Raw genomic sequence first — 26,178 nt, 5'->3', positions numbered from 1 at the left:
GGCTTGAACGGCAAAATAACGGCCAAATGCCGGGATGGCAGGTGCGCCGGCAGAGCGTTGTAGTGATGCCAAAACCGGCTTTGCCGATGCTGCCCGTTGTTGCATCGCGTCAATTAAATCGCTACCATCGGTCGATGCTGTCGGTCGGCAGCGGTAACGGAGGACGTATGCGCATCCAGGATCTGAAGATAGGCACCCGGCTGGGTGCATGTTTTGCAGCGGTGTTGCTGATGATGGCCGCGCAGGCCGTCATCTCGATCACGCGCATCACCGGCATTGGCGACCGCAGCGAACAGCTGGTGCAGGAAGACATGGTCAAGGCCGACGCCGTGGCCCTGATCGACGCCACCACCCGCGCCAACGCGCGCTACACCATGGAGCTGTTCATGGCGCCCGACCGGGCCTACAGCGAGCGCCTGCGCGCCAAAATCGACGGCAACAAGCAAACCATCACCGACGCCGTGGCCGTGCTCGACGCGCTGGTGCGGCGGCCGGAAGGCAAGGCGCTGCTGGCGCAGTTCAAGACCGACCGCGCCGCGTACGTGAAGTCGTTCTCGCAGGTCAGCGCGCTGCTGGCCGACGGCCGGCGCGAGCAGGCCAGCGCCCAGCTGATGGGCAGCACCCTGCCGGCACTGGACGCGCTGCAGGCCACCATCGGCGGCCTGGCCACGCTGCAAAAACAGATCGCCCACGACGCCGTGACCGAGATCGGCGCGCGCATCGCCGCCACGCGCCTGACCATCATCCTGCTCGGCGTGCTGGCGCTGGCGGGCGGCGCTGCCGGCGCCTGGCTGATCACGCGCTCGGTCGTGGTCCCCATCGGCACGGCCGTGACGCTGGCCGAGGCGGTGGCCGCCGGCGACCTGCGCACGCGCCACCAGCGCTTTGCGCGCGACGAGACCGGGCAGCTGCTGCACGCATTGCACATCATGAGCGGCAACCTGCAGCAGATCGTCGGCCGCGTGCGCGGCGGCACCGAGACCATCGCCTCGGCGTCCACCGAGATCGCCAGCGGCAACCAGGATCTGTCGGCCCGCACCGAGCAGCAGGCCAGCGTGCTGGAGGAAACCGCATCGTCGATGGAAGAGCTCACGTCCACCGTGCGGCACAATGCCGACCATGCCCGCGAGGCGCAGCGCAAGGCGCAGACCGCGTCCGAGGTGGCCGCGCGCGGCGGCGCCGTGGTGTCGAGCGTGGTCGATACCATGCAGTCGATCCGCGCCTCGTCGGGCAAGGTGGCCGACATCATCAGCGTGATCGACAGCATCGCCTTCCAGACCAACATCCTGGCCCTGAATGCGGCCGTGGAAGCGGCGCGCGCCGGCGAGCAGGGACGCGGCTTTGCGGTGGTGGCGACCGAGGTGCGCAATCTGGCGCACCGCTCGGCCACCGCCGCCAAGGAAATCTCGACCCTGATCAACGCTTCGGTGCAGCAGGTGGGGCAGGGCAGCGCGCTGGTGGAGCAGGCCGGCCAGACCATGGCCGAAGTGGTGGCCAGCATCGACAGCGTGACCGCCATCATGGCCGACATTGCCGCCGCCAGCGCCGAGCAGGGGCAGGGCATCGAACAGATCAACCAGGCCGTCACCGAGATGGACGGCGTGACCCAGCAGAACGCAGCGCTGGTGGAACAGGCGGCAGCGGCGGCCGAATCGATGCAGGACCAGGCGCGGGCGCTGGCGCAGATCGTCAGCCAGTTCCGGCTCGACGGCGGCGATGGCCGCGACGGCCGCTCGTCAGCGCCGGCGCGGGTTGCGCTGCCGGCCTGACTGTCGGCCTGGCTGCCGGCCAGACTCCCGGGCTGCTGTGCGGTCCTGGCTTGCCGCCCCGACTTCCGGTTGTGCCGGTTTCCCTACCGATTGGTAATCTTTGCACTTCGACACATGGAGTAGACTCGGCAGTGTCGCCGGCAGTGTGGCGACGTGCTACACAGGACGGTGTCGCCAAGTGACCAGCAAGGGAACCCCGTAAAACCTGCTGCGCGACCCGCTATCGCCTCGCCGTTGCTGAGCGTACCTCCGTGCGCTTGCGCTACGCAAGACGATAACGGGCCGCGCGCTGCGGTTTTTACGAGGTCCCGCAAGGGAGACTGTAGCCGATGAAAAATATCACCTTGCGCCAGTTCCGCATCTTCGAGAGCGTGGCGCGCAACCTGAGCTTTTCGCGCGCCGCCGAAGACCTGCATCTGACGCAGCCTGCGGTGTCGATGCAGATCAAGCAGATGGAGGGGCTGGCCGGCTTGCCGCTGTTTCGCCAGACCGGCAAGCGCATCGCCCTGACCGATGGCGGGCGCGTGGTGCTGCGCCACTGCCAGGTAATTTTGGCCGACCTGCGCGCTGCCGAGCAGTCGCTGGCCGGCCTGCTGGAGAACGCCGCCGACCAGCCGCGCCAGCGCCTGCGCGTGGGGCTGATCACCTCCGGCAGCTGCTGCTTTCCGCAGCTGATCCGCGCCTTCCTGCAGAACGATGGCCAGGTCCACCATGCCGGCCATGACATCGATCTCGAACTGACCGTCCGCAGCCGCGACCAGCTGGTCGCCATGCTGCGCTGCGATGCGCTCGACCTGGCGCTGATGCTGCATCCGCCGGAACTGGGCGGGGTCACCGCCACGCCGTTTGCCGACAATCCGTTCGTGCTGGTGGCGCCGGCGTTGCATCCGCTCGCCGACGCGCGGCAGATTCCGGTCGCGCGCCTGGCCGCGGAATGCCTGATCGTGCGCGAGCCCGGCACCGATACCCGCCAGGTGGCCGACGATACGCTGCTGCGGCCCGGCGCCCGCGCACAGTACGGGCTTGCTGCCGCGCCGCGCTTCATGGAACTCGGTTGCAGCGAGGCGATCCGCCAGACCGTGATGGCCGGTATGGGCATCGGCCTGCTGTCCGCCCGCGAGGTCCAGGCCGACCTGCTCGGCGGCCGGCTGCGCGTGCTTGATGTGCAGGGGTTTCCGGTGATGCAGCGCTGGCACGCCGTGCACCGCGGCCTGGCTGCGCTGCCGCGCGCGGCGCGCGATTTTCATGGCTTCCTGCTCGCCGAAGGCGCAGCGCGGCTCGCTGACCTGGCGCCCGCGCCGAACAGCCTGTCCCACCTGCCTACGCCGCAGTCGCTGCCTGCCACAACAGCGCCCCATTGAGCAGCACGATGGCGGTGGTGGCCAGTGTCGCTGCCGTAGTCTGCGTGCGGCTGGCCGCAAAGCCCTGCATGACCGAGCGGCGCGACGACAGCACCACCAGCGCGATGAGCGGCGCCGGCAGGACCAGGCTCAGGACGATCTGGCTGTCGAGCATGGCGGTCATCGGATTCATGGTGGCGCACACGATAAATGCCGGCACCATCGTGACCAGGCGCCGCGCCAGCAGCGGCATCCTGAAGCCGACGAAGCCCTGCATGATGTGCTGGCCGGCCATGGTGCCCACCACCGAACTCGAGATGCCCGAGGCCAGCAGCGACACCAGGAACAGCACGCCGGCGCCGGCGCCCAGCGTCGGCACCAGCAGGTGATAGGCGACGGCGATGTCGGCAATGCCGGGTGACGTCTTGCTGAAGGCGGCAGCCGCCATCGCCACCATCGCCATGTTGACCAGGGCGGCCGCGCCCAGCGCGACGGCCACCTCGCGGTGCGAGAACGCCACCAGCTGGCGGCGCTGGACGTCGTTGCGGGCCGGCGCGCGGTGCGTGGTGAGCCCCGAATGCAGGTAGATCGAATGCGGCATGATGGTGGCGCCGACGATGCCCACGGCCAGCATCAGCGCATCCTTGCCGTGCAGTTGCGGCACCACCGTGTGGAACAGCGCCGCGTGCCAGTCGGGCGGCACCACCACCAGCTCGGCCAGGTAGCTGAGTCCGACCACCGCCACCAGCGCGGCAATCACGATTTCCAGCGGCCGGAAACCGCGGGCGTCGAGCGACACGATGGCGAAGGTGAGCACGCCCGTCGCCACCAGTCCCCAGCCCAGCGGCACATCGGCCAGCAGCGAGATGCCGATGGCGCCGCCCATGAATTCGGCCAGGTCGGTGGCGATGGCGCCGATTTCCGCCGCCAGCCACATCGCCACCACCAGCGGCTGCGAAAACTCGTCGCGGCATACCTCGGCCAGGCTGCGGCCGGTGACGATGCCCAGCTTGGCGGACATGGCCTGGAATAGCATCGCCACCAGGCTGGCCAGCAGCACCACCCACAGCAGCTGGTAACCGCAGGTGGAACCGGCCTGCAGGTTGGTGACGAAATTGCCGGGGTCCATGTATGCCACCGACGCCACCACCGCCGGTCCGGCAAACGCCAGCACGGCGCGCGGGCCGCGCCGCCGGTGGTCGAGGGCGGCGCGCATGGTGGCGACGGTATCGGCGGTGCTGACGGTGGCGGCAGTGTGCATGGTGGCGGTCCCGAGGTTTTACCGAGGTTGACGTCAGGCGATCACGTCGCGGCGGTTCTTGAGCTGGTGGATCACGTCGAGCGTGGCGTCGTCCACCCGCAGATGTTCCTTGACCAGCTGGCGCGGCGTGTTGGCCAGCCACTGCGCCAGCGTCACTTCCGAGAAGTGGTCGGACTTGAACAGCTCGAGGAACACCAGGTCCGTGGTGCCGGTATTCTTGACGTAGTGGCCCAGGCTTTTCTGCACGTAGCCGACATCGCCGGGGTTGAAGTCCACCGTCTGCGCCACCGGCCCGGTATTGAACACCGTCATGCGGCCGGAGCCCTTGATGAAGTACTGCCATTCGTCGGCGTCCGGGTGCCAGTGCAGTTCGCGCAGGCCGCCCGGGCGCAGTGTGACCAGCGCTGCCGCCACCGTCTTCGAGATCGGGAAGTTGTTGGTATCGACGATGCGCACTTCGCCGCCGGGCTGGGTGAGCGTGGGCTTCATCGCCCCCATGCGGAAGATGAACGGGTGGTCGGGACGGCCGTTGGTGCCGGCCGCATACCGCTGGTCGGCCTTCAGCGGTCCGGCCTGCGCGCCCTGGTAAATCCACAGCTGCTCGAGCGGGATGTTCTTGAACCGGTCTGCCGGCACGCCGAAGTTTTGCGCCAGGATCTCGGGCGGCGTGTGGGCCAGCCAGTCGCTGAGCATGAGGGTATTGAATTCGCCCGAGGCGCCGTCATCGAAGGCGAGCACGAACTCGCCGCCATTGTTGCCAAGGCCCTGCAGCGAGTGGGGCAGGCCGGGCGGGAAGTACCAGATGTCGCCCACGCCGACATCGGCCACCTCGGCGCGGCCCTGGCTGTCGAGGGTGGTGATGCGGACCTCGCCCACGGTGACGATGGCCCACTCGGCCTGCTGGTGCCAGTGCAGCTCGCGCACGCCGCCAGGTCCCAGGCGCATGTTGACGCCGGCGATGTCCTTCGAGACGGGAAAGGCCTTGGTGGTCACCTCGCGCGCCCAGCCGCCATCCTGGATGCGCTTGTGCGCCATGTTGAACGAGTTCCAGGGAATCGGCATGCCGCCGACATCGGTGGCCGGCGGATTGGTAAACGACGGCAGCACATCGCGCAGCGCCGGGTTTTGCGGGCCCGGATCGGCGTTGGCGATCGCTGAAGAATTGATGGCGCCTTGCGGCGGCCGGCTCGGGTTGCCGAACTCGGCCGCTTTGGCCGCTGCCGCAGCGCCCAGCGCTACCGCACCGGCAGCGGCGCCGGCCAGGATGCCGCGACGTGTCATGTCGGTCATACGATTTCTCCTCGAAGAGTTGCCGCTGCTCGGGACCGGCAGCGGGGACCTGCCGGAGCGCGCTGCACGGTGGATGTCGCCGGCAGGTACTCCATGGAGAAATAGTAGGGCGGGGCGGGCGTGACGGATAGTCAGTAATTCTTTGGGTGATCCATAAGCGGCGCTGATACGGAACCGGGGTGCCGGCCTGCAGTTGGCAGGACCCACGCGAACTGGCGCTGCTGCCATCTCTGGCCGCCAGGCGGGGCATGATAAGTTTTGTTTTTTATATAATTCTTCTGGGAATTCAGTTATGCTTAGGCAAGCGATTTTGTATCGCGCTGGTCTATCTACAACCGATTGCCAAGGATTGAATCATTCCATGCGTATGCCGACGAACAGCCTTGTCATCCTCTTGAGTATGCCGCTGGTGGCAACGGCTGCGGGGTTTTCCGATCAGCTTGCGGAAGGCGGCGTGCCCCTGTTGATCGTGCTTGCCCTGTCGGTATTGTTTTTGACCGTGAGTGCCGAGCGCCTGGTCAATTTCCGCACAAAGTCGGTGATTCCGGAAGGGCTGGTAGAACGTGTCCAGCCGCTCTGGGAGGCGCGCAACTTTGCCGCGATCGAGCAACTGCTGGCCGAGGAAGACAGTACGCTGGCGCGTGTCATGCGCTACATGGTGGCCTATCACGACCGGGGGTTCGACTTTCTCAACAATGGAACAGGCGATATCGCTTCCATGGAGTTGCGCGGGCACCAGCAGAAAGCGTATGCACTCGCGATCGTGGCCACGGTCGCACCGATCGTCGGCCTGCTCGGTACGGTGCTGGGCATGATCGAGGCGTTCCGCGTGATTGCCTACGCCAACGGCATGGGTAACCCGGCATTGCTGGCAGGCGGTATATCGCAGGCGCTGGTCAATACTGCAGCCGGCCTGGCCGTCGCGCTGCCCGCACTGGGCATGCATCACTTTCTCAAGCACCGGATGGCGACGCTGGGGCTGCGACTCGAAAAGCAGATCAACGCGCTGCTCAACGCATGGTTTTTGCCGGCCGCGACCGCGAACCAGCGACTGAAAGAGGTGCAACTTGCGCATTGATCTCGTCGATGACGAGCAGCCTGAAATCGGTCTGATCGCGCTGATCGACTGTATTTTCTTTCTGCTCATGTATTTCATGATTGCCACCTCGTTCAAACAGCCGGACGCTGCCAAACAGGACAAGGAGCTGCCTGTCGTCCTGCCCACCGCACAGGTCAGCCTCGATCGCGCTACAGCGAGTACCGCACCGTTGGTCTTAGGCGTCGACCGCAGCGGCGCGCTGTACGTCGAAGGTCGTCAGGTGACGACCCAAGGCATGCTCGACCGGCTCAAGGCCGAGGCGGCGCTTCATCCCCAGCGGCCCATCCGCATCGATGGCGATCAATCGGCCCGTTACCAGGACATTGTGCGCGTGCTCGAGATGTGCCAGTTCGAAGGTTTCACCAGGCTCTCCATGCATACGCGCTGACGATGTTCCCCGACGACCCCCGCAGGCACGGCGATGCAGTGCGCGCCCATGTCGGGCGCCACCGGTTTCTCTATCTGTCGCTGGCGCTGCACGCGCTGCCGCTGGCGGCACTCGGCTATTTTGGGTACACCGGCAAACTCCGCGTCGAAGCGGCGCAGCGCGAGCGCCTGGTCGAGTCTGGCATGCAGCAGACGGAGCAGGCGCGCCTCGAAAAGCGCGTGCAGGCGATGGCGCAGATCAAGTCCCTGCTCGAGCAAAGCACGGGCGGCAAGCATCCGGCGCCAAGCGATCCTCGTCAGCACGAGGGACAGATACTGCCCGGCGCGCAACAGACGGGGACGAACACCTTGATGGCACAGGCCAGAGCGCTTTCCCGCACCATTGAAACGATTGAACAGGACATCAAGGCCGAAGAGCTGGCGAAGCTGCTCCAGCTTTCCAAGGAAAAGGCCGTCGCGCGTCTCGCAGAAATGCGCAAGCCTGCCCAACCGGAGACCGAACCGACAACGCGCGCCGAGGCTGCCGAGAAGATTGCGCAGCTTGAGGCCAAGGCGCGCCAGGTGCTGGCGCAGCGTCGTCAGCAGCTCGAGCGCCGACGCGATGGCATCGCGGTGACGGCAGCCGCATCGCCCAAACGCGATCATGGTCGGCCGGCGGCGGCGGCGGCAGGGCAGGAGGCGGGCGTGGCGGGAGACGGAGGCGGGGGCGGCGCTCCCGCACCGACCACGCTCGAGCGGATCGCGGCATTCACCAATCCCGACCTGCCGGATCGCCAGACCACCGAATACAAGGCTGGCGGCATCTTCAATTATGTCGATCGCGGCATCGGTCATATTCCCGCGGTCGATGCGCAGCACACGGTAAACGGTACCGGGAGAATCATCGGTGCCGGTGGGGAGTACGGCAACCGGATCTACGTCAATGCCTGGTACCTGATCGGTCCGTTCCAAGGCAAACGCCTCGGCGAGCTGTTCTCCAATTACCGCTATCCGCCCGACGACGCCGTGGTGCTCGATGCCGTGTATCGCGGCAAGGGCAATCGTCTGCTCAAGTGGGAATACGTCAATCTGGCTACCTATCCATTGATTCCGTCTGACGAGGCCGAAAACGCCGTGTATTACGGCTATACGGAAGTCATGCTCGACGAGGAGCGCGATATGACGATCTGGGTCGGCGCCGATGACGATGCGCAGCTGTGGATTAACGACAAGCTGGCCTGGAAAGGCGGGAACTACCGCAAGCAATGGTTTTTCGACGAGATTTACGAGACAAAAAATACCTATGTCGCCGATTACAACCTGTCCGAGGGCAAGCGCGTAGTGCGCTTCAGGAAAGGCCGTAACCAGCTGCTTTTCAAACTCTCGAATGGTCCGACGCGGCTGTTTTTTTCGCTGGTTCTGACGAGCGCCTCATAGCTTCATCAGCACGGTGACGATCGTGCGGGACCGGGACGCCAGGATGCCACATGCCGTGCATGGCTGGCCTGGGCCAATCATGCCGGTCAGGCGCCGGCCGCTGGTGCTTCGCGCCAGGAACGGTCCGGCGTCCACCATCGGCCAAGCGCGACGCCGCAAGCGCTGCTGCCCGACGGGCAAGCTCAGGCGCCGAGCAGGCGCAGCCCGCCCAGTTGGCGACCCGTACGTGCCTGCGGTACCCGGACCGGGGCGGAACGGTTATCGCGGCTGTCGTGGCTGTCGCTGGCGGCCGCTGGCGCAGCATCGGCCGGCGCCAGCCGGAATACGCTGACTGCCTGCGCCAGCGCTGCGGCCTGCTCCTGCATGGCGCTGGACGCGGCGGCCGCTTCTTCCACCAGTGCGGCATTCTGCTGCGTTACTTGGTCCATCTGGATGATGGCGTCGTTGACCTGCTCGATGCCCTGGCGCTGTTCGGCGCTGGCAGCGGCGATATCGCTGATGATGTGATTGACCCGCTGCACGCTGTCCACCACCTCCTGCATGGTGGCGCCGGCGCGGTCCACCAGCCTGCTGCCCGTTTCCACCTTGCTGACCGAATCGTCGATCAGCGCCTTGATCTCCTTGGCGGCGCTGGCCGAGCGCTGCGCCAGATTGCGCACCTCGGTGGCGACCACCGCAAAGCCGCGCCCCTGCTCGCCGGCGCGCGCCGCTTCCACCGCTGCGTTGAGCGCCAGGATATTGGTCTGGAAGGCGATGCTGTCGATGACACTGATGATGTCGACGATCTTGTGCGCCGAGGCATTGATCGACCCCATGGTCTGCACCACTTCCGACACCATGGCGCCGCCGCGCACGGCCACGCTGGAAGCGCTGTGGGCCAGTTCGCGCGCCTCGCTGGCACTGTCGGCGTTCTGCTTGACGGTGGCGGTCAGCTCTTCCATCGACGACGCGGTTTCTTCGAGCGATCCGGCCTGCTGTTCGGTGCGCGACGACAGGTCCATATTGCCGGCTGAAATTTCTGCCGATGCCGTGGCGATGGTATCGGTGCCGCTGCGTACTTCCTGCACGATGTGGTACAGCGACGCGTTCATGTCGGCCAGCGCCTGCAGCAGCGCGCCCGTTTCATCCTTGCTGGTCACCACCACCTGAGTGCTCAGGTCGCCTTTGGCGACACGCTGGGCCAGCGCCACCGCGCCTTGCAGCGGCACCGTGATATTGCGCGTCAGCAGGAAAGCCAGCACCGCCGCGATCAGGGCCGCCACGATGCCGCCGCCGATCAGCAGGATGTCGGTGCGCGTGCGCTGGGCGGCCAGGTCGGCCGAACGCTGCACGAGCAGCGCATGCTCGGCTTGCATGATCTGGCCCAGCGTGGCGCGCATGCCGTCCATTGCCGCCTTGCCCCGGTTCGACTGCTCGAGGTGCACGACGGCGGCCATGGCGTCGGGCTGGCTGCCACCGTTGCGGCGCAGTGCGATGGCCGGCTCCAGCGCTTGCGTCAGCCACTGCTGTTTGGCGGCAGCCAGTTCGTTCAGCCGTTGTTGCTGGGCCGGGTTATCGCTGGTCAGTTCGGTCAGCCTGGCAACGTGGGCGGCAAAGGCGGTCGTGCCGGTGTGATAGGGATCGAGCGACGCCTCGTTGCCGGTCAGCGAAAAGCCGCGCTGCCCGGTTTCCATGTTGAGCAGGCTTTCCTGCAGCGCGCCGGCCTCGCCCAGCACTTCGTAGGTGTGCGTATTCAACTTGCTGGCCGCGCCGAGACGGCTGAAATTGACCTCCGCAACCACCACCAGGGTGACCAGCATGGCGACGATGACGGCGAACGCCAGGTACAGGCGGACACCGATTTTCAGATTGGACAAACGCATGAGAACTCCTGTCATAAACGGGAAAATACTGAGAATAGGGCCAGGATTCACGACGTCCTCCAGATGATTTTTAGATATCAGTGTTTCCTTGTGGATATATTCTAGGAGGCTTTTCCGGCGCGGTTTGTACGTTGTTTCACAGACCGGCGTTACGCGGCGTCATCGTCGGCGGCAGATGCAGGTTGATGCGGGGATACGCAGGAAGCGGGCGCTTCCTGGTTGGTGATAGCGGTCAGCGGCCCCGCATCGCGAGGCGTGACCATCGGGGAAATGCTACAGCGCCACCGCACGGCGACGCAACGACGGCAACGGTTTAACGGGCGCCGCTGCAATTGCCCGGTTTGGCCATCTCAAGCTTGGCAACGTCGGCCTTGCCTGGCGGCGCGGCAAAGCCGCATTGGAATTCCAGGGACAAACAACAACGCCACCCGAAGGTGGCGTTTGTGTATTCTTGGTGGCCCGGGGCGGAATCGAACCACCGACACAAGGATTTTCAATCCTCTGCTCTACCAACTGAGCTACCAGGCCAAGGCGCGCAATTATAGCAGCCCGGTTGAAAATTGCCAAATCTCTGACAGCGGATGCGGGAATCGCTGGCCAGGCGGTGGTGACGCGGTGCGCCGTCGTTCAGCAGGTCCGGGCCCGTGTGCAGGCGCTGGCGGCGCAGCGTGGGCCGGCGGACCGATTTGATGCCCGCAGGCGCCGCCTTTGCTATGCTAGCGGCTTCGCGCCGGCGCAGTCGGCGGTTTCAACATCGGAGCAGAGGACATGGTCTCCTTACAAGAGCAGTTTTTAAAGGCGGGCCTGGTCGACAAGACCAAGGCCAAACTGGCCAGCCAGGAAAAGAGCAAGCAGAAAAAGCTCGAGCGCCGCAGCGGCGAGCAGGCGGTGGACGGGGCGCGCCTGGCGGCGCAGGAAATCCAGCGCAAGAATGCCGAGAAGGCGCGCGAAGCCAACGCCCAGCGCGACGCGGCCGCGCAGCAGAAAGCCATCGCCGCGCAGATCGCCCAGATGGTGCAGCAGAACCGCCAGGACAAGACCAAACATGGCAAGGACGACATCGCCTACAACTTCACCCACGGCACCAAGATCGAGCGCATCTACGTGTCGCCGGCCGTGCGCGAGCACCTGGTGGCGGGGCGGCTGGTGATCGTCTGCCTGGGCACGGCAGTGGAACTGGTGCCGCGCGTGATCGCCGACAAGATCGAAGAACGCGACCCGTCGCTGGTGGTGCGCGTCAAGCAGTCGAGCACCGCGGTCGATGAGGATGATCCGTATGCGGCGTTCCAGATTCCCGATGATCTGATGTGGTAAAGAAAAAGGCGGAACCGGGGTTCCGCCTTTTTTTACTCCTTGCCCTTCAGGGTCCGCTCGAACAGCTGGTCGATCCGGCGGTACTGGTCATACCAGCTCTCCGGGTGCACGTAGCCGTGGCGCTCGAGCGGGTACGAGGCCAGTTCCCAGTGGTCTTTTTTCAGCTCGATCAGGCGCTGCGCCATGCGCACCGAGTCCTGGTAGAACACGTTGTCGTCGACCATGCCGTGGGCGATCAGGAGGTGCCCCTTGAGCTTGTCGGCGTATTCGATCGGCGACGAGATCTTGTACGCTTCCGGGTCCAGTTCCGGCGTGTTCAGGATGTTGGACGTGTACTCGTGGTTGTAGGTGGTCCAGTCGGTGACGGGGCGCAGGGCGGCGCCGGCCTTGAACTGGTCCGGTGCCCGCAGCAGCGCCATGAAGGTCATGAAGCCGCCGTAGCTGCCGCCGTAGATGCCGACGTTGTTGGCGTCGCCCTGCTGCTTGGCCACCAGCCAGTTCAGGCCGTCGATGTAGTCGTCCAGCTCCGGGTGGCCCATCTGGCGGTAGATCGCGGTGCGCCAGTTGCGGCCGTAGCCGAGCGAGGCGCGGTAGTCCATGTCCAGCACGATGTAACCCTGCTGCACCAGCAGGTTGTGGAACATCTGCTCGCGGAAGTACACGGGATAGCGCTGGGTGACGTTCTGCAGGTAGCCGGCGCCGTGGACGAACATCACGACCGGATATTTCTTGCCGGGTTCCAGCGTGGCCGGACGATACAGCTTGGCCCAGACCGGGTCGGCGCCATGGGTCGAGGGCACGGCGACGATCTGCGGCATCACCCAGTTGCGGGCCTTGTAGGCAGCGCTGCGGGTGTCGGTGAGCGCGGTGGCGGCGCCGCCGGTGGCAGGCACGGTGGCGATCTGCGCCGGCATGTAGGCGCTCGAGTAGCGCACCAGCAGCTTGCGGCCGTCCGGCGACACGGTAAAGCTTTCCACGCCGCCCAGCGCGGTCAGCTCCTTGACGGCGCCGGTGCTGCTGTTGCTGGCGCAGACTTCATAGGTGCCCGGCAGCTTCGGGTTACACAGGAACCAGGCGGTCTTGCCGTCGGCCGACCAGGTGACGTCGCTCGCTTCCCATTTGCCCGACGTGATGGCGCGCGGCGCCGCCTGCGGCGTTTGCGCATCTTTCAGGTACAGGTGGGCGTAGCCGCTTTCCTCGGACTGGAACCACAGCGTGTGGTTGTCGGGCTGCCAGCCGAAGTCGTTGCCGCGGTTGTTCACCCACGCCAGGTCGGTCAGGCGGTGCAGCGGTTGCAGCACTGCCTGGGTCAGATCGACGCTGGCGATCCAGCGGTCCTTGTTGTCGACCGATTGCGCCATCACGGCCACGCGCTTGCCGTCGTCGCTCCAGCGGATCGACTCGGCGCTGCGCTCGAAGCGCAGCGGGCGGTTGCCCTTGAGCGGATCGAGCTTGCGGGCCGCGCGCAGCTCGGCCAGCGGATCGGTGGCGATGCCGGGCAGCGCATCGAAGGACAGGTCGGTTACCTTGCCGGTGGCCACTTCCAGCAGTTTGAGCTGGTGCGGCACGGGGCCGGCGTCGCTCACGCGCGCACGTTCGTCGTCGCTTTCCTCGTAGCCCGATTCGGTCACGTAGCGCGGCATTTTGCCCACGCGGCGCTTGTCGGCGTCCTTGGCGCTGGTGACCACCAGCAGGTAGCGCCCGTCCGGCGACAGCGCGCTCGAGGCGATCACCACTTTCTCGCCCAGGTACACCGGTTTCGGTGCGCGGGTCGGATCGGCGCTGCGCTGTTCGTCGCGCCAGGCGCGGCTGGTGTCGCGGTCGTCCTTGATGCGCGCCAGCGTCGAGAACAGGCGCAGTTGCAGGTCGCGCCGCGACTGGTCGCCAGCGGCGGCTTCAGGCTTGGCGTCCGGATCCCTGGCGGTGCGCAGCACGGCCACCGGCGTCACCAGGCGCTCGCTGCGGCTCCAGCTGAACCAGTCCTGACCGATGCGGAACTGCACGTGCTTGCCGTCTGCCGCGTAGTGCGGATCGGCGGCAGCCGCTGTGCCGCGCACGATCTGGGTCAGCGCGCCCGACGCCAGGTCGCGCTCGAACAGGTCGCCGTTGCGCAGCATGATGGCGCGCGTGTGGTCGCGGTTGTACACCACGTCGGCGCTGTCGAGATTGGCCAGCTGCTGGTCGTCGACCTTTTTGGCGGCGCCGCCAGCGATCAGGTAGGTGTCGCGCAGCGGCGAACCGACACGCTTTTGCTTGTAATAGACCTGGCGGCTGTCCCAGCCCCACCAGGCCGATTCGACCGGCGTGCCGATCCAGTCGGGATCGGCCATGGCCTGGTCCAGCGTGATCGGTGTCGGCGTGGTGCCGGGTGTGGAAGACGGGGCGGCAGCGGCATGGCTGCTGGCAAGCGCGCTGGCCAGGATGGCGGCCAGCGTCGAAGGTGGCAAGACAAAACGCATGGATGGTTCGCTTTGAGGTTGGGTGAACGGAAGCGCCGGTTGCAGCTGGCGGTAACCAGTCGGCGCACCGTATTCTAGCCTAACGGTTTAGTCCGATAAACGAGGCCGCCGATTTGCCGGGGAAGTCAGTGCCGTTCCGAGGTGCGGGTCAGCTTGTCGGGCTGGCCGCTGTGCGATGCCGGCCCGCCGCGCCGGGGCGCCAGCCGCAGCGCCAGCAGGAGCAGCAGGCCGGCTGCCAGGCAGGCGCCCACCAGCGTGGCCAGCAGGGCGGCGGCGTCGCCCCAGGCCAGCAGCCTGACCGCCAGCGCAGGGCCGAGCGCGGCGCCCAGCACGCCCATGCTGGTCACGAGCGCGACGCCGGTGGCCATCTGCGCGCGCGTGAGCAGGTCGGTGACGATGGCCTGCAGCAGCGGCGCGGCGGCAGCCAGGCCGATGGTGGCCAGCGCCAGGCCGGCCAGCGACCAGGCGAGCATGCCGTCGGCGGCAATCGCCAGGCCGAGGCCGCCGGCAGCGAGTACGGTGCTGGCGACGAAGTGGCCGCGCCGCTCGCGCCGGCGATCGGAATCGTGGCCGATGGCGACCATGCCGACCACGCCTGCGAGGCAGACGATGCCGACCATCGTCAACATGCTCACGCTGCCGTCCGCACCGGCGGTGCTTGCCAGCCCGGCCGCGTCTGGCACTGCCGACGGCAGCGCCGGTTGCGTCGATGGTGGCGATTGCCCCGGCTGCCCGATGTGCACCATCTGCACCATGCGCCCCAAGTACACCGGTGGCGCCGCCGGCGTCGATTGCGTCAGCTGCACCGCTGCGCCGGCGCTCCAGCGCAGCAACATGGCTGGCGCCCAGTGCACGATGGCAAAGCCGGCGCAGATCAGCAGCAGGTTGGCGGCGCCCAGCAGCACGATGGTGCGGCTGCACAACAAGCCCCACAGCACGGCCAGCGCGGGCGGCGCCGGGCGGTCATCGACATCCTTGGCGCTGCCGCCGTGGCGCTGCGCTTCGTCGCGCGCCAGGTCCTGGCCCACCATCTGCTGTTCGAAACTGGTGAGCCAGCCGGCGTCGTCGGGACTGTCGTCCAGGTAGCACCAGGCGTACACGCCCAGCAGCAGCGGCAGGGCGGCCTGCGCCAGCAGCAGCCACTGCCAGCCGGCGAAGGGGCCGGGCGATGCACTCGACGTCATCGGCGCAACCGTCGCCATCGGCGCCAGGGTCTTGAGGATGGCGGCGGACAGCGGTGCGGCCAGCATCGCTGCCGCCACTGCGCCGGCGGCAAACACGGCGATGGCGCGGGCGCGCCGGCCGGACGGGAACCAGCAGGTGAGATAAAGAATCATGCCGGGGAAAAAGCCGGCTTCGCACGCGCCCAGCAGGAAGCGGAGCAGGTAAAAAACCGGCGGCGTGGGGACGAAGGCGCTGGCGGCGGACAACACCGCCCAGCTCAGCATCAGACACAGCAGCATCTTGCGCGTCCCCAGCCTGTCGAACAGCAGGCTGCCTGGAATGGCAAACGCGCAGCAGCCGAGGAAGAACGCGGCCATGCCCCAGCTGTGCACGTGGTCGCGCACGGCCGCACTGGCGCCGATGTGGCGGGCGACCAGATCGACATTGACACGGTCCAGCCAGGCGACGGCGCAGCACAGCACCAGCAGCGGCAGCAGGCGCCAGCAGATCTTGCGGTAAATCGCATCCATGCCGGCCGCGCCGCGCAGGTGCAGGAGGGTGGCGCCTTGACTCATGGTGAGATGGCAAGCTGAGTGGGCATGTGGCGATAGTAGCACGCTCAGACAGCCACCCGGGCAAGCACCCGGATGGCGCCGTCAGATGCGCAGATCGACCGGCCGGCCCGCATAGGTGGCGGCGTGGCGCGGACGCAGCGACGGCTGGCTGGCGGCGCCGCTGTCTTCCTGCGCCAGCAGCTGGCGGCCGATCTCGAACCATTCGGCGCTGGAGATGACTTTTTGCGCCAGCGGCAGCAGTTCCTGTTCTTCGCGGTCGAGCCGCTTGAGCAGGTTGTGGCAGTACAGGTCGATAGTGCGGCACAGGAACTGGCACTGGCTGGCGCTGCGCCGCATGGTGCGGCGCAGGCACTTGTTGACGGCATTCAGCGTGGCGCTGCCGCGCCGGCTCAGCGACTCGAGATCGCGGATCAGCGCATCGCAGTTGCGGTCGGCCGTGCGCGCCGCCGCGCGCACGGCCGGCATCAGGCACGCTTCGACCTTGCGCTGATGACGGGCTTCGGCAAACGACGTCAGCTGACGCAGTTGCGATTCGATGGTGACCGGGTCGAGTTCCTGCGGACGGCGCCGGATCGATTGCACGGTTTGCAGCAGGCGGAAGATGAACTGGCGTTCTTTTTTCTGTTCGGCGGACAAGGACAGAATGACATAGGTGGCAGTGAGCATAACGGTTCCCATTTCTGACGTGAGCGTATGACTGAGGCTGCGCTGGGTGGCGTTCAGAGGAGGCGTCCGGCGCGGCGCATCGGTTACCTTAGCGCCGTGTCGGCCTCATGCAACGCCGATTTACACTTGTTCACAACTGTTCAGCAAACAACGCAGAAAACAATGTTGTGGGGTGATCAGTTACCGGCGGGGAAAGCACGTTATTCGCATGACATGCCGGTGGTAGCCATGGAAGGAATGGGAAATTATGCGCCCATTTTTGGCCGCTTGGAATGGGACAGGACGTTGTCATCGAAATATATTTTTGTCGGTCCGGCCCGCCTAAGTAGCATAAAGTAACATTTGCCCGATGCACTATCCGATCTTGGTATGATGTCCGACGGCCGGCTACCAGCCGGACCTTTTTGTTAACAGTCGGAGATCCCCGAATGAGATTACCTGTGCTGATGCTGGGCGCCGCCGTGGCCGTTTCCAGTGCCATGGCCGCGCCGCGCGGCTTTACCGTAGAAGACCTGGTCAAGATGGAGCGCGTGGGCGCGCCCGTGGTGTCGCCCGACGCCACCCGCGTGGTGTACACCGTGCGCACCACCGACATGGACAAGAACCGGGGCAACACCCAGCTCTACCTGCTCGACCTGCGCCAGCCCAAGGCACAGCCGGTGCGCCTGACCCAGGCCGACGCCAGCAGCACCGACCCCACCTGGTCGCCCAAGGGCGACGCCATCTACTTCCTGTCCGCGCGCAGCGGCTCGTCGCAAGTCTGGCGCCTGCCGCTGACCGGCGGCGAAGCGGCAAAAGTCACCAGCCTGCCGCTCGACGTCGACAGTTACCGCCTGGCGCCGCAGGGCGACCGCCTGGCGCTGAGCATGGCCGTGTTCCGCGATTGCGCCGACCTGGCCTGCACCCGGCAGCGCCTCGACGCCCAGGGCAAGAACAAGGCCAGCGGCAAGGTCTACGACAAGCTGTTCGTGCGCCACTGGGATACCTGGGCCGACGGCCGCACCAATGTGCTGTTTGCCGCACCGATCGACGCTGACGGCAAGGTCGGCAGCGAACCGGTGGCGTTGTCGGGCAAGCTCGATGGCGACGTGCCGTCGAAACCGTTCGGCGACAGCGGCGAATACAGCTTCAGCCCGGACGGCAAGACCGTGGTGTTTTCCACCCGCATCGCCGGCAAGACCGAAGCCTGGTCCACCAACTTCGATGTGTACACGGTGCCGGCCACCGGCGGCGAACCGAAGAACCTGACCGCCGACAACCAAGCCTGGGACGCCCGGGCCAGCTATTCACCGGACGGCCGCACGCTGGCCTACCTGGCCATGGACAAGCCGACCTTCGAGGCGGACCGCTTCCACCTGGTGCTGATCGATGTGGCCAGCGGCAAGAAACGCACGGTGGCCGGCCAGTGGGACCGCTCGATCGCCGACTACCGCTGGACCCCTGACGGCAAGACCATCCTGGCCACCGCCGACGACATCGGCCAGCACCCGCTGTTTGCCATCGACGCGGCCAGCGGCAAGGTGCGCAAGCTGACCGGCAACGGTTATGTCAGCGGCTTCGACGTGGTGAAAGACACCGTCGTCATCGCCCGCAACGACCTGTCCTCGGGCGCCCAGCTGTACCAGTTCAAGCTCGGCGGCTCGGGCGAGCAGGCAACCCAGCTCACCCACCTGAACCAGGCCGCGCTGGCCGACGTCCGGTTCGGCCAGTACGAGCAGTTCTCGTTCGCCGGCGCCAACGGCGAGACCGTGTACGGCCACGTGATGAAACCGTGGGACGCCAAGCCGGGCGTGAAGTATCCGGTCGCCTTCCTGGTGCACGGCGGCCCGCAGGGCAGCTTCGGCAACTCGTGGAGCTACCGCTGGAATCCGCAGGTGTACGCGGGCGCCGGTTATGCGACCGTGTTCATCGACTTCCACGGTTCGACCGGTTACGGCCAGAAATTCACCGACGCCATCAGCGGCGACTGGGGCGGCAAGCCGCTCGAAGACCTGCAAAAAGGCCTGGCGGCCGCAGTGCAGAAATTCCCGTGGCTGGATCGCGAGAACAGCTGCGCGCTCGGTGCGTCCTACGGCGGCTTCATGATGAACTGGATCCAGGGTAACTGGTCCGACGGCTTCAAGTGCATCGTCAACCACGACGGCGTGTTCGACACGCGCGGCATGGCGTATTCGACCGAGGAGCTGTGGTTCACCGAGTGGGAAAACGGCGGCACTTATTACGACCATCCGCAAGCGCACGAGAAATTCAACCCGGCACTGTTCGTCAAGAACTGGAAAACGCCGATGCTGGTGGTGCAGGGCGACTTGGACTTCCGCATCCCGACCGCGCAAGGCCTGGGCGCGTTTACTGCCCTGCAACGCCGCGGCATCCCGAGCAAGCTGCTGATGTTCCCGGACGAAAACCACTGGGTGCTGAAACCGGCCAACTCGGTGCAGTGGCACCACGAGGTGATCGGCTGGCTCGATACCTATCTGAAAAAATAAGCGGGTCCTGAAACTGGATTCCCGCGCAAGCGGGAATCCAGTGCCGATGCGCAGTGACGCATTCAAATTCTTCTCATTTCTTCCCCATGAAAAAACACCTGATCGCCGCTGCCCTCGTGCTGGCCTTTGGCGCCGCCCATCCAGTGATGGCTGCTGCTACTGCGACCTCCGCGCGCGCCGAAAACCCCTATCTGTCGCAGCAGGACGCCATGGCCCGTTCGGCCCGCGTCGCAAATGTCGATTACACGCTGCAGTTCGCGCTGACCGGCAAGGAGACGTTTTCCGGCACCACCACGCTGGCCTTCGACCTGAAAGACACGGACCAGCCGCTGACCATCGACCTCGACAAGGCAAACATCGCCAGCGTCACCGTCAACGGCAAGGCTATCACGCCGCAGTACAACCAGTGGTTCATCACCGTGGCCGCGCAGGACCTCAAGGTGGGCCGCAACAGCGTCACCATCGCCTACGAGCGCCTGCACAGCACCAACGGCGAAGGCTTGCACCGCATGGTCGATCCGGTCGATGGCCGGGTGTATACCTATTCGCACTTCGAGCCGGCCGCCGCGCACCAGATGTTTGCGCTGTTCGACCAGCCCGACCTGAAAGGCACGTACCAGGTTACCGTCACCACGCCGGCCGACTGGGTGGTGTCGTCCACCATGCGCGAGTCCGGCGTCAGGGACGTGGCCGGCGGCAAGGAGTGGACCTTCCCCCGCACCAAGAAGCTGAGCCCCTACAATTTCTCGATGCACGCCGGCCCGTACAAGGTATGGGAAGACAACAGCGGCCCGTACCCGATGCGCCTGTTCGCGCGCCAGTCGGTGGCAGCGCAGGTGTCGCCCAAGGACTGGTTCACCTACACGGCCCAGGGCCTGAAATTCTTCGACGACTACTTCGGCGTGCCGTACCAGTTCGCCAAGTACGACCAGCTGCTGGTGCCGGACTTCCTGTACGGCGCCATGGAAAACGCCGGCGCCATCACCTTTGCCGAAGGCCGCTTCCTGCACAAGGAAGCGATGACCGCGGCCCAGCGCGAGAGCCTGGCGTCGGTGATCATGCATGAGATGGCGCACCAGTGGTTCGGCGACCTGGTCACGATGAAGTGGTGGAACGGGCTGTGGCTCAACGAGAGTTTTGCGTCGTTCATGGGCACGCTGGGCACGGCCGAGGCGACCGAGTTCAAGAACGCCTGGCAGAGTTTTTATTCGTCCGGCAAGCAGGCCGCCTACGTGATGGACGAGCGCGTGACCACGCACGCGATCGAAACGCCGGTGCCGTCCACTGCCAACGCTTTCGACAATATCGACGCCATCACCTATTCGAAAGGCGCGTCCACGCTGATGCAGCTGCGTCATCTGCTGGGCGCGGACGTGTTCCGCCAGGGCGTGCACAACTACCTGGTCAAGTACTCGTACCAGAACGCCGAACTGAAGGACTTCATCGGCAGCCTGGGCGAGGCCGCCCACCGCGACCTCACCGGCTGGACCCGCGAATGGCTGTACGAGCCGGGCGTAAACACGATCGAAGCGTCGCTGAGCTGCGCCGGCGGCAAGGTCAGCAGTTTTAAACTGCTGCAAAGCGCGCCGAGCAAGGACATGCCGACCCTGCGCGAGCAGCGCGTGCAGGTGGCGCTGTTCAGGCAGGGCAAGGACGGCATGGCGCTGAGCCGCAACGTCGCCGTCACCTACCAAGGCGCGCAGACGCCGGTGCCGGAACTGGTGGGTGCGGCCTGCCCGGACCTGGTCTATCCGAACTACCAGGACTGGGGCTTTGCCAAGGTGGCGCTGGACCGCAAATCGTTCGCCACCGCGCAGACGTCGCTGGGCAAGGTGGACGATCCACTGCTGCGCGCGATGCTGTGGCAAAGCCTGTGGGACGGCGTGCGCGACGGCAAGCTGCCGCTGAACGCTTTCCTCAAGACCGTGCTGACCAACGCACCGGCCGAAAAGGATTACACGCTGCTCGGCGATATCGCCGGCAAGATCGGCCAGTCCACCTACTATCTCGACAAGATGGGTCCGTCCGCTGCGCGCTACCGCAGCAAGGTCGGCGTGCAGCTCGAAGACATGGCGTTCAAGGCCACCGGGGCGGCCAGCGGCGACAGCAACTTCCAGCGCCGCTGGTTCAACATCTATGTCAATCTGGCCAGCAGCCCGGCGGCGCTGCAGCGCCTGGCCGACATCCTCGACGGCAAGCTGGTGGTGCCGGGCCTGAATGTCAGCCAGGACGTGCGCTGGGACATCGTCACCCGCCTGAACCGCTACGACTACCGCAACAGCGCCGCGCTGCTGGCGGTCGAACAGGCGCGCGACAAGTCCGACAGCGGCCAGGCGGCCGCGCTGGCGGCCACCGTCGTGCGTCCCGACGCCAAGGTCAAGGCGCAGTGGCTGGCCACCATCGGCGACCTGCAGACCAAGCTGCCGTTCTCGCGCATCCGCACTGCCATGGGTGCGCTGTATCCGGCAGAGCAGGGCGCGCTGGCCGAACAGACTGCCGGCGCCCGCCTGGACAGCCTGGCAAAAGTAGACCAGGCCGCCGGTCCGGTGTATATGCGCGCGTATTCGGCGGTGCTGATCCCGGCCGCCTGCACGCCGGCCAGCGTGGCGCGCCTGCAGGCGGCGGTGGCGTCGCAGACCGGCTTGTCGGCCGGCACCCGCCGCGCCCTGCTGGTCACGCACCAGGAAGACCAACGTTGTGTTGCTATTAAGAAAGCGATGACGGAATAATCTATGGCCTGCCGCAGGCAGCAGCTCAGCCGGCGCTTGCGCCGGCTTTTTTATGCCTGCCACCCCCGGCGGCGAAGCGCGACAATGGCGTCCCGATGCGCGCTGAACGGGAGCAGATCGCGCGACATTCTATTTCAAAATGTTAATTTCCACATGACAATTTTGTATGATTACAACGCTTACCGAGCTCTTCAATCACCGGGCCATCCAGCAGCAGAACGTGTACTTTCATAGGAGAATCCGCATTTTATTTTGTCGGTATCAATATAAAAGAATAAAAAATTGTCATGATACGTTACTGCTTCCACAGTTGTTTGTTTATATTCATTGTTACTTCTCCCGAGGGTAGAAACCGGCGCGTGCATGCATGCCGCCGGCGTCGCGCGCTCACCACTTCACTACAAGGGCAACAGAAATGACCTTCATCCAATCGAAACTGCGCCGTCTCACCGCCGCGACCGTGGGCGCCCTGGCACTGATGTCGGCCGTACCGGCCATGGCCGGCGTGATCGATTTCGAGTCGATTGCACCGAGCATCTACGGCGGTACCGATGTCATCACCGAATCGGGCTACAACATGACCGTGATCGACTCGCCCGCTGCGGGCCCGTCGGGCACCGGCTTTGCCGGCGCCATCGGCAACGGCAGCGATCCCTTCCTGTGCACGGTGGCGGCCTGCCCGACCGGCAACGCCAGCCAGTTCTACCTGGGCGTCAACGACGGCAGCCTCAAGCTCGAGCGCGCCGACAACCGCCTGTTCCAGCTGACCGCCATCGACTACGCGTTCCTGGCGCCGGTGGGCGGCCTGGCCAGCGGTTCGTACGGCCAGCTGACCCTGACCGGCAAGCTGGCCAGTGGCGGCGATGTCACGTACGCCTACAATTTCCCGGCCCTCAACAGCCAGGGCAATTCGCCATTCCAGACCCTGTCGCTGACGGGCTTCGGCGGCAGTTATTTCAGCAGCGTCACCATCGGCTCGTGCCTGTTCGATGTGAACGGTGCGTGCGCGAACCCGCTGGCCGGCGCCGAGAACCAGTCGCAGTTCGCCATCGATAACCTGCGCGTGGCGCCGGTCCCCGAGCCGGAAACCTACGCCTTGATGGGCCTGGGCCTGGGCCTGGTGGGCTGGATGTCGCGCCGCCGTACCCGCGCTGCCCGCGCCAACACCATCGCCGCCTGATCGAGGAAACCCTGATGAAACTCCGTCCTATCTGCTCCGCCATCGTCCTGCTGGCCGCCCTGTCCGGTGCTGCCCATGCCGAACAGGTGCGCCGCTCCTACATCGTGCAACTGGTCGACAAGCCGGTTGCCACCTACACCGGCCAGGTGGCCGGCCTGAGCGCCACCCAGCCGACTGCCGGCCAGCGCCTCAATGTCGATGCCAGCAATGTGCAGGCCTATATCAACTACCTGGAGTCCAAGCAGAACGACGTCATCAACACCGTCAGCGCTGCCGAAGTGACCGCCAAGTACGACGTGGTGTTCAACGGCTTCGCTGCGCTGCTGACCGACGACGAAGTGCGCGCGCTCAAGAAAAACACCGGTGTGGCCGCCATCACGGCCGACTCCGAAATGGTGCTCGACACCAGCTTCACCCCGACCTTCCTCGGCCTTGACCAGCCGGGCGGCCTGTGGGACCAGCTCGGCGGCCAGAAGCTGGCCGGTGAAGACATCATCGTCGGCATCGTCGATACCGGCCTGTGGCCCGAGAACCCGGCCTACGCCGACCGCGTGGACGAGAACGGCAATCCGAGCCAGACCGGCAGCAAGCTGGTCTACGATGCGCCGCCCGCGAGCTGGAAGGGCAGCTGCGACACCGGCGAGGGGTTTGGCGCCAACAACTGCAACAACAAGCTGATCGGTGCACGCTACTTCAAGAGCGCCAGCCAGCAGCTGCACTGGACCGAGTTTGCCTCGCCGCGCGATTCGCTGGGCGGCTCTGTCGGCGAAGGCGGCCACGGCAGCCACACCTCGAGCACCGCTGCCGGCAATGCCAACAACAGCGCCATCATCAACGGCGTCAACCTGGGCAAGATCAGCGGCATGGCGCCGCGCGCGCGCATCGCCGCCTACAAGGTCTGCTGGACCGATCCTACCCGCCGCAACAGCTGCGCCACGTCCAACAGCGTGGCGGCGATCAACCAGGCAGTCAAGGACGGCGTCAATGTGATCAACTTCTCGATCGGCCCGTCGGCTGGCGGCGGCGCCTTCGACGAAGCGACCGAGCAGGCCTTCCTGGGCGCGGCGGCAGCAGGCGTGTTCGTTGCGACGTCGGCCGGCAACTCGGGTCCGACCAGCACCGCACCGGCCCCGGCCAGCCACATCAGCCCATGGCTGGCGTCGGTCGGCAATTCCACCATCAACCGCCTGTACGTCGGTGACGTGGTGCTGGCCACCGGCGTCAAGCTGAACGGCGCTTCGAGCAACGCCAACACGCCGAGCTCGCCGCTGATCCTGGCCCGCGACGCCGGCGTGGCCGGCCTCACCCAGGACCAGCTGATCTCGCTGGACCGCTGCTTCGGCCCGGCCGACGGCGTCAGCCCGCTGCTCGACCCGGCCAAGGTGGCCGGCAAGATCCTGGTCTGCGACCGCGGCAGCAACGTGCTGGTCAACAAGAGCGCCAATGCCAAGACCGCCGGCGCGGTGGGCGCGATCATCGCCAACGTCGAAGGCGGCGCAGCAACCATCCTGAACCAGTCGCACTCGCTGTCCACGGTCCACATCACCAAGGAAAACGGCGCCATCCTCAAAAACTACATCGCCGGCAACAGCGGTGCTAAGGCTGCGCTGGGCAACCTGAAGGCGGTCGTCGATCCGAGCGTGGTCGCACCGGTCATGAACGGCTCGTCCTCGCGCGGCCCGAACGTGGCCAACGCCAACATCCTGAAACCGGACATGACCGCACCTGGCACCGACATCCTGGCCGCCCTGACCCCGGACCTGACCCAGGCCCAGCGCGACGCCATCGCGGCCGGCAATCCGGCCCAATCGGTCGAGTATGGCTTCCTGACCGGTACCTCGATGGCCTCGCCACACGTGGCCGGCGTGGCAGCGCTGCTCAAGCAGCGTCATCCGACGTGGACCCCGGCCGCCATCAAGTCGGCGCTGATGACGACCGCCTACGACACCTTCAGCGACGGCCAGAGCGCCACCGTGCCATGGGACAGCACCGCCACCTACGCCGGCACCCGCGCGTTCGGCCAGGGCGCCGGTCACATCGCACCGACCCCGGCTTCCGATCCGGGCCTGGTGTACGACATCGCCCCGATCGAGTACGCACGGTTCCTGTGCGGCCAGGGCCTGGTCTACACGGCTGCGCAGTGCAACAGCATCGGCGGCGGCATCGCAGCCTACAACCTGAACCTGGCCTCGCTGACCGCAGCGAGCGTGCTGGGCGCACAGACGCTGACCCGCACCGTCACCAACGTGGGCGAGACCAACGCCACCTACAACGTCACGGCCACGCTGCCAGGCTTCAAGGTGGAAGTGTCGCCATCGACGCTGACGCTGGCGCCGGGCGCCAAGGCCACCTACACGGCCAAGCTGACCCGCACCACCGCACCGCTCGACACCTGGTCGTACGGTACGCTGACCTGGACCGATGGCGTGCACAAGGTGCGCAGCCCGCTGACCGCGCGCGGCTCCGGCATTGCCGTGGCGTCGAACGTGTACAGCGAGAACGCTACCGGCGCCAAGGTGGTGACGGTCGGTACCGGCTTTGCCGGTGCCTTCAGCACCGTCAAGGGCCTGCTGCCGGCCACCCAGACCACCGGCACCATCGGTCAGGCCAGCGGCGGCGACAATGCCTCGCTGTGCCGCGCCGGCGCCTCGGCTGGCGTCAAGGTGCATACCTTCAACGTGCCTAGCGGCACGCTGCTGACGCGCTTCTCGCTGTTCGATGCGGACAATACCGGTGCGGCGCCCGGCGACTCCGACCTCGACCTGATCCTGCTGCGCGGCACGACCCTGGTCGGTCAGAGCGGTGGCAACACCTCGAACGAAAGCATCCAGCTGGTGGCACCGGCAGCCGGCACCTACACGCTGTGCGTGATCGGTTATGCACCGGCTGGCGGTCAGGCCACCTACAAGCTGTCGAGCTGGCTGGTACAGCCGACCTCGACCGCTGGCAACTTCAAGGTGATGTCGCCGAGCTCGGCCACCCTCGGTGGCACGGCCTCGGTCGGCATGAGCTGGAGCAACCTGGACCTGGGCAAACGCTACGTCGGCGCGGTCAACTACCTGGTGGGCGGCGTCAAGCAGGGCACCACGGTGATCGATCTCGATACCACCGATCCGCTGCCGCTGTTCAAGAACGCGTCCAACAAGGAGAAGTTCGCCTACTAACCAGCAGGCGATCCTGC

General features: G+C 66.0%; 16 protein-coding genes and 1 tRNA gene. 10 read left to right on the top strand and 7 right to left on the bottom strand.

All coding sequences use genetic code 11. The annotated features are described in order from the left end of the window. Positions 1-167: 167 nt before the first annotated feature. Both ASF61_RS17120 and ASF61_RS17115 read left to right on the top strand, forming a co-directional pair. Positions 168-1,769 (top strand): methyl-accepting chemotaxis protein, encoded by a 1,602-nt coding sequence (locus ASF61_RS17120; protein WP_056158439.1) that lies wholly within the window; start codon positions 168-170, stop codon positions 1,767-1,769. 329 nt (positions 1,770-2,098) lie between these two features. After that, on the top strand, positions 2,099-3,130 hold the full coding sequence (locus ASF61_RS17115) for a LysR family transcriptional regulator (protein ID WP_056158436.1): 1,032 nt from the start codon (positions 2,099-2,101) through the stop codon (positions 3,128-3,130). Here ASF61_RS17115 and ASF61_RS17110 read toward each other — a convergent pair. Then, positions 3,090-4,370, bottom strand: coding sequence for an Nramp family divalent metal transporter (locus tag ASF61_RS17110; RefSeq protein ID WP_056158432.1), 1,281 nt, complete (start codon positions 4,368-4,370; stop codon positions 3,090-3,092). The genes ASF61_RS17115 and ASF61_RS17110 overlap by 41 nt on opposite strands. A gap of 33 nt (positions 4,371-4,403) precedes the next feature. Next, positions 4,404-5,660, bottom strand: coding sequence for a cupin domain-containing protein (locus ASF61_RS17105; protein ID WP_056158428.1), 1,257 nt, complete (start codon positions 5,658-5,660; stop codon positions 4,404-4,406). 361 nt (positions 5,661-6,021) lie between these two features. Here ASF61_RS17105 and ASF61_RS17100 point away from each other — a divergent pair, with 361 nt between their 5' ends. Genes ASF61_RS17100 through ASF61_RS17090 form a run of 3 tightly spaced genes read left to right on the top strand, consistent with a single transcriptional unit; the run spans position 6,022 to position 8,562 of the window. Continuing rightward, the gene (locus tag ASF61_RS17100; RefSeq protein ID WP_162242006.1) at positions 6,022-6,738 is read left to right on the top strand and encodes a MotA/TolQ/ExbB proton channel family protein; all 717 of its coding nucleotides are present in this window, start codon (positions 6,022-6,024) and stop codon (positions 6,736-6,738) included. After that, positions 6,728-7,147 (top strand): biopolymer transporter ExbD, encoded by a 420-nt coding sequence (locus tag ASF61_RS17095; RefSeq protein ID WP_056158421.1) that lies wholly within the window; start codon positions 6,728-6,730, stop codon positions 7,145-7,147. The genes ASF61_RS17100 and ASF61_RS17095 overlap by 11 nt, the downstream gene beginning before the upstream one ends. 2 nt (positions 7,148-7,149) lie before the next feature. Next, complete coding sequence (locus tag ASF61_RS17090) at positions 7,150-8,562, top strand: cell envelope integrity protein TolA (RefSeq protein WP_056158418.1); 1,413 nt, start codon at positions 7,150-7,152, stop codon at positions 8,560-8,562. A 182-nt stretch (positions 8,563-8,744) separates the two neighbouring features. Here the strand turns inward: ASF61_RS17090 and ASF61_RS17085 are convergent, their stop codons facing one another. Next, the gene (locus tag ASF61_RS17085; RefSeq protein ID WP_056158415.1) at positions 8,745-10,424 is read right to left on the bottom strand and encodes a methyl-accepting chemotaxis protein; all 1,680 of its coding nucleotides are present in this window, start codon (positions 10,422-10,424) and stop codon (positions 8,745-8,747) included. A 452-nt stretch (positions 10,425-10,876) separates the two neighbouring features. After that, a tRNA-Phe gene (locus ASF61_RS17080) sits at positions 10,877-10,952 on the bottom strand. Between the two features lie 240 nt (positions 10,953-11,192). Here ASF61_RS17080 and ASF61_RS17075 point away from each other — a divergent pair. Continuing rightward, positions 11,193-11,738, top strand: a complete 546-nt coding sequence (locus tag ASF61_RS17075) for a DUF2058 domain-containing protein (protein ID WP_056158413.1) — start codon at positions 11,193-11,195, stop codon at positions 11,736-11,738. A 32-nt stretch (positions 11,739-11,770) separates the two neighbouring features. Here ASF61_RS17075 and ASF61_RS17070 read toward each other — a convergent pair whose 3' ends face one another. From ASF61_RS17070 to ASF61_RS17060, 3 genes are all read right to left on the bottom strand, one after another. Next, positions 11,771-14,197, bottom strand: a complete 2,427-nt coding sequence (locus tag ASF61_RS17070) for a S9 family peptidase (RefSeq protein WP_082491775.1) — start codon at positions 14,195-14,197, stop codon at positions 11,771-11,773. A gap of 125 nt (positions 14,198-14,322) precedes the next feature. Next, on the bottom strand, positions 14,323-15,936 hold the full coding sequence (locus tag ASF61_RS17065) for an MFS transporter (RefSeq protein WP_056158411.1): 1,614 nt from the start codon (positions 15,934-15,936) through the stop codon (positions 14,323-14,325). A gap of 81 nt (positions 15,937-16,017) precedes the next feature. After that, positions 16,018-16,602: a hypothetical protein gene (locus ASF61_RS17060; RefSeq protein ID WP_056158409.1), complete on the bottom strand. Its 585-nt coding sequence runs from the start codon at positions 16,600-16,602 to the stop codon at positions 16,018-16,020. Between the two features lie 428 nt (positions 16,603-17,030). Here ASF61_RS17060 and ASF61_RS17055 point away from each other — a divergent pair, with 428 nt between their 5' ends. The 4 genes from ASF61_RS17055 (at position 17,031) to ASF61_RS24405 (ending at position 26,161) form a co-directional block, all read left to right on the top strand. Continuing rightward, the gene (locus ASF61_RS17055; protein WP_056158406.1) at positions 17,031-19,088 is read left to right on the top strand and encodes a S9 family peptidase; all 2,058 of its coding nucleotides are present in this window, start codon (positions 17,031-17,033) and stop codon (positions 19,086-19,088) included. An 86-nt stretch (positions 19,089-19,174) separates the two neighbouring features. Further along, positions 19,175-21,817 carry an aminopeptidase N gene (gene pepN / locus ASF61_RS17050; RefSeq protein WP_056158403.1) on the top strand — a complete coding sequence of 881 codons (2,643 nt, stop codon included), beginning with the start codon at positions 19,175-19,177 and terminating at the stop codon, positions 21,815-21,817. Between the two features lie 415 nt (positions 21,818-22,232). Next, on the top strand, positions 22,233-22,997 hold the full coding sequence (locus tag ASF61_RS17045; RefSeq protein ID WP_056158401.1) for an NF038120 family PEP-CTERM protein: 765 nt from the start codon (positions 22,233-22,235) through the stop codon (positions 22,995-22,997). Between the two features lie 14 nt (positions 22,998-23,011). Then, a complete protein-coding gene (locus ASF61_RS24405) occupies positions 23,012-26,161 on the top strand; it encodes a S8 family serine peptidase (protein ID WP_056158398.1) in 3,150 nt (1,049 codons plus the stop codon). Positions 26,162-26,178 lie beyond the last annotated feature (17 nt).

This window comes from Duganella sp. Leaf126 (assembly GCF_001423125.1).
Lineage (GTDB): Bacteria > Pseudomonadota > Gammaproteobacteria > Burkholderiales > Burkholderiaceae_D > Rugamonas.
This window is presented reverse-complemented; position numbering and strand designations above follow the sequence as displayed.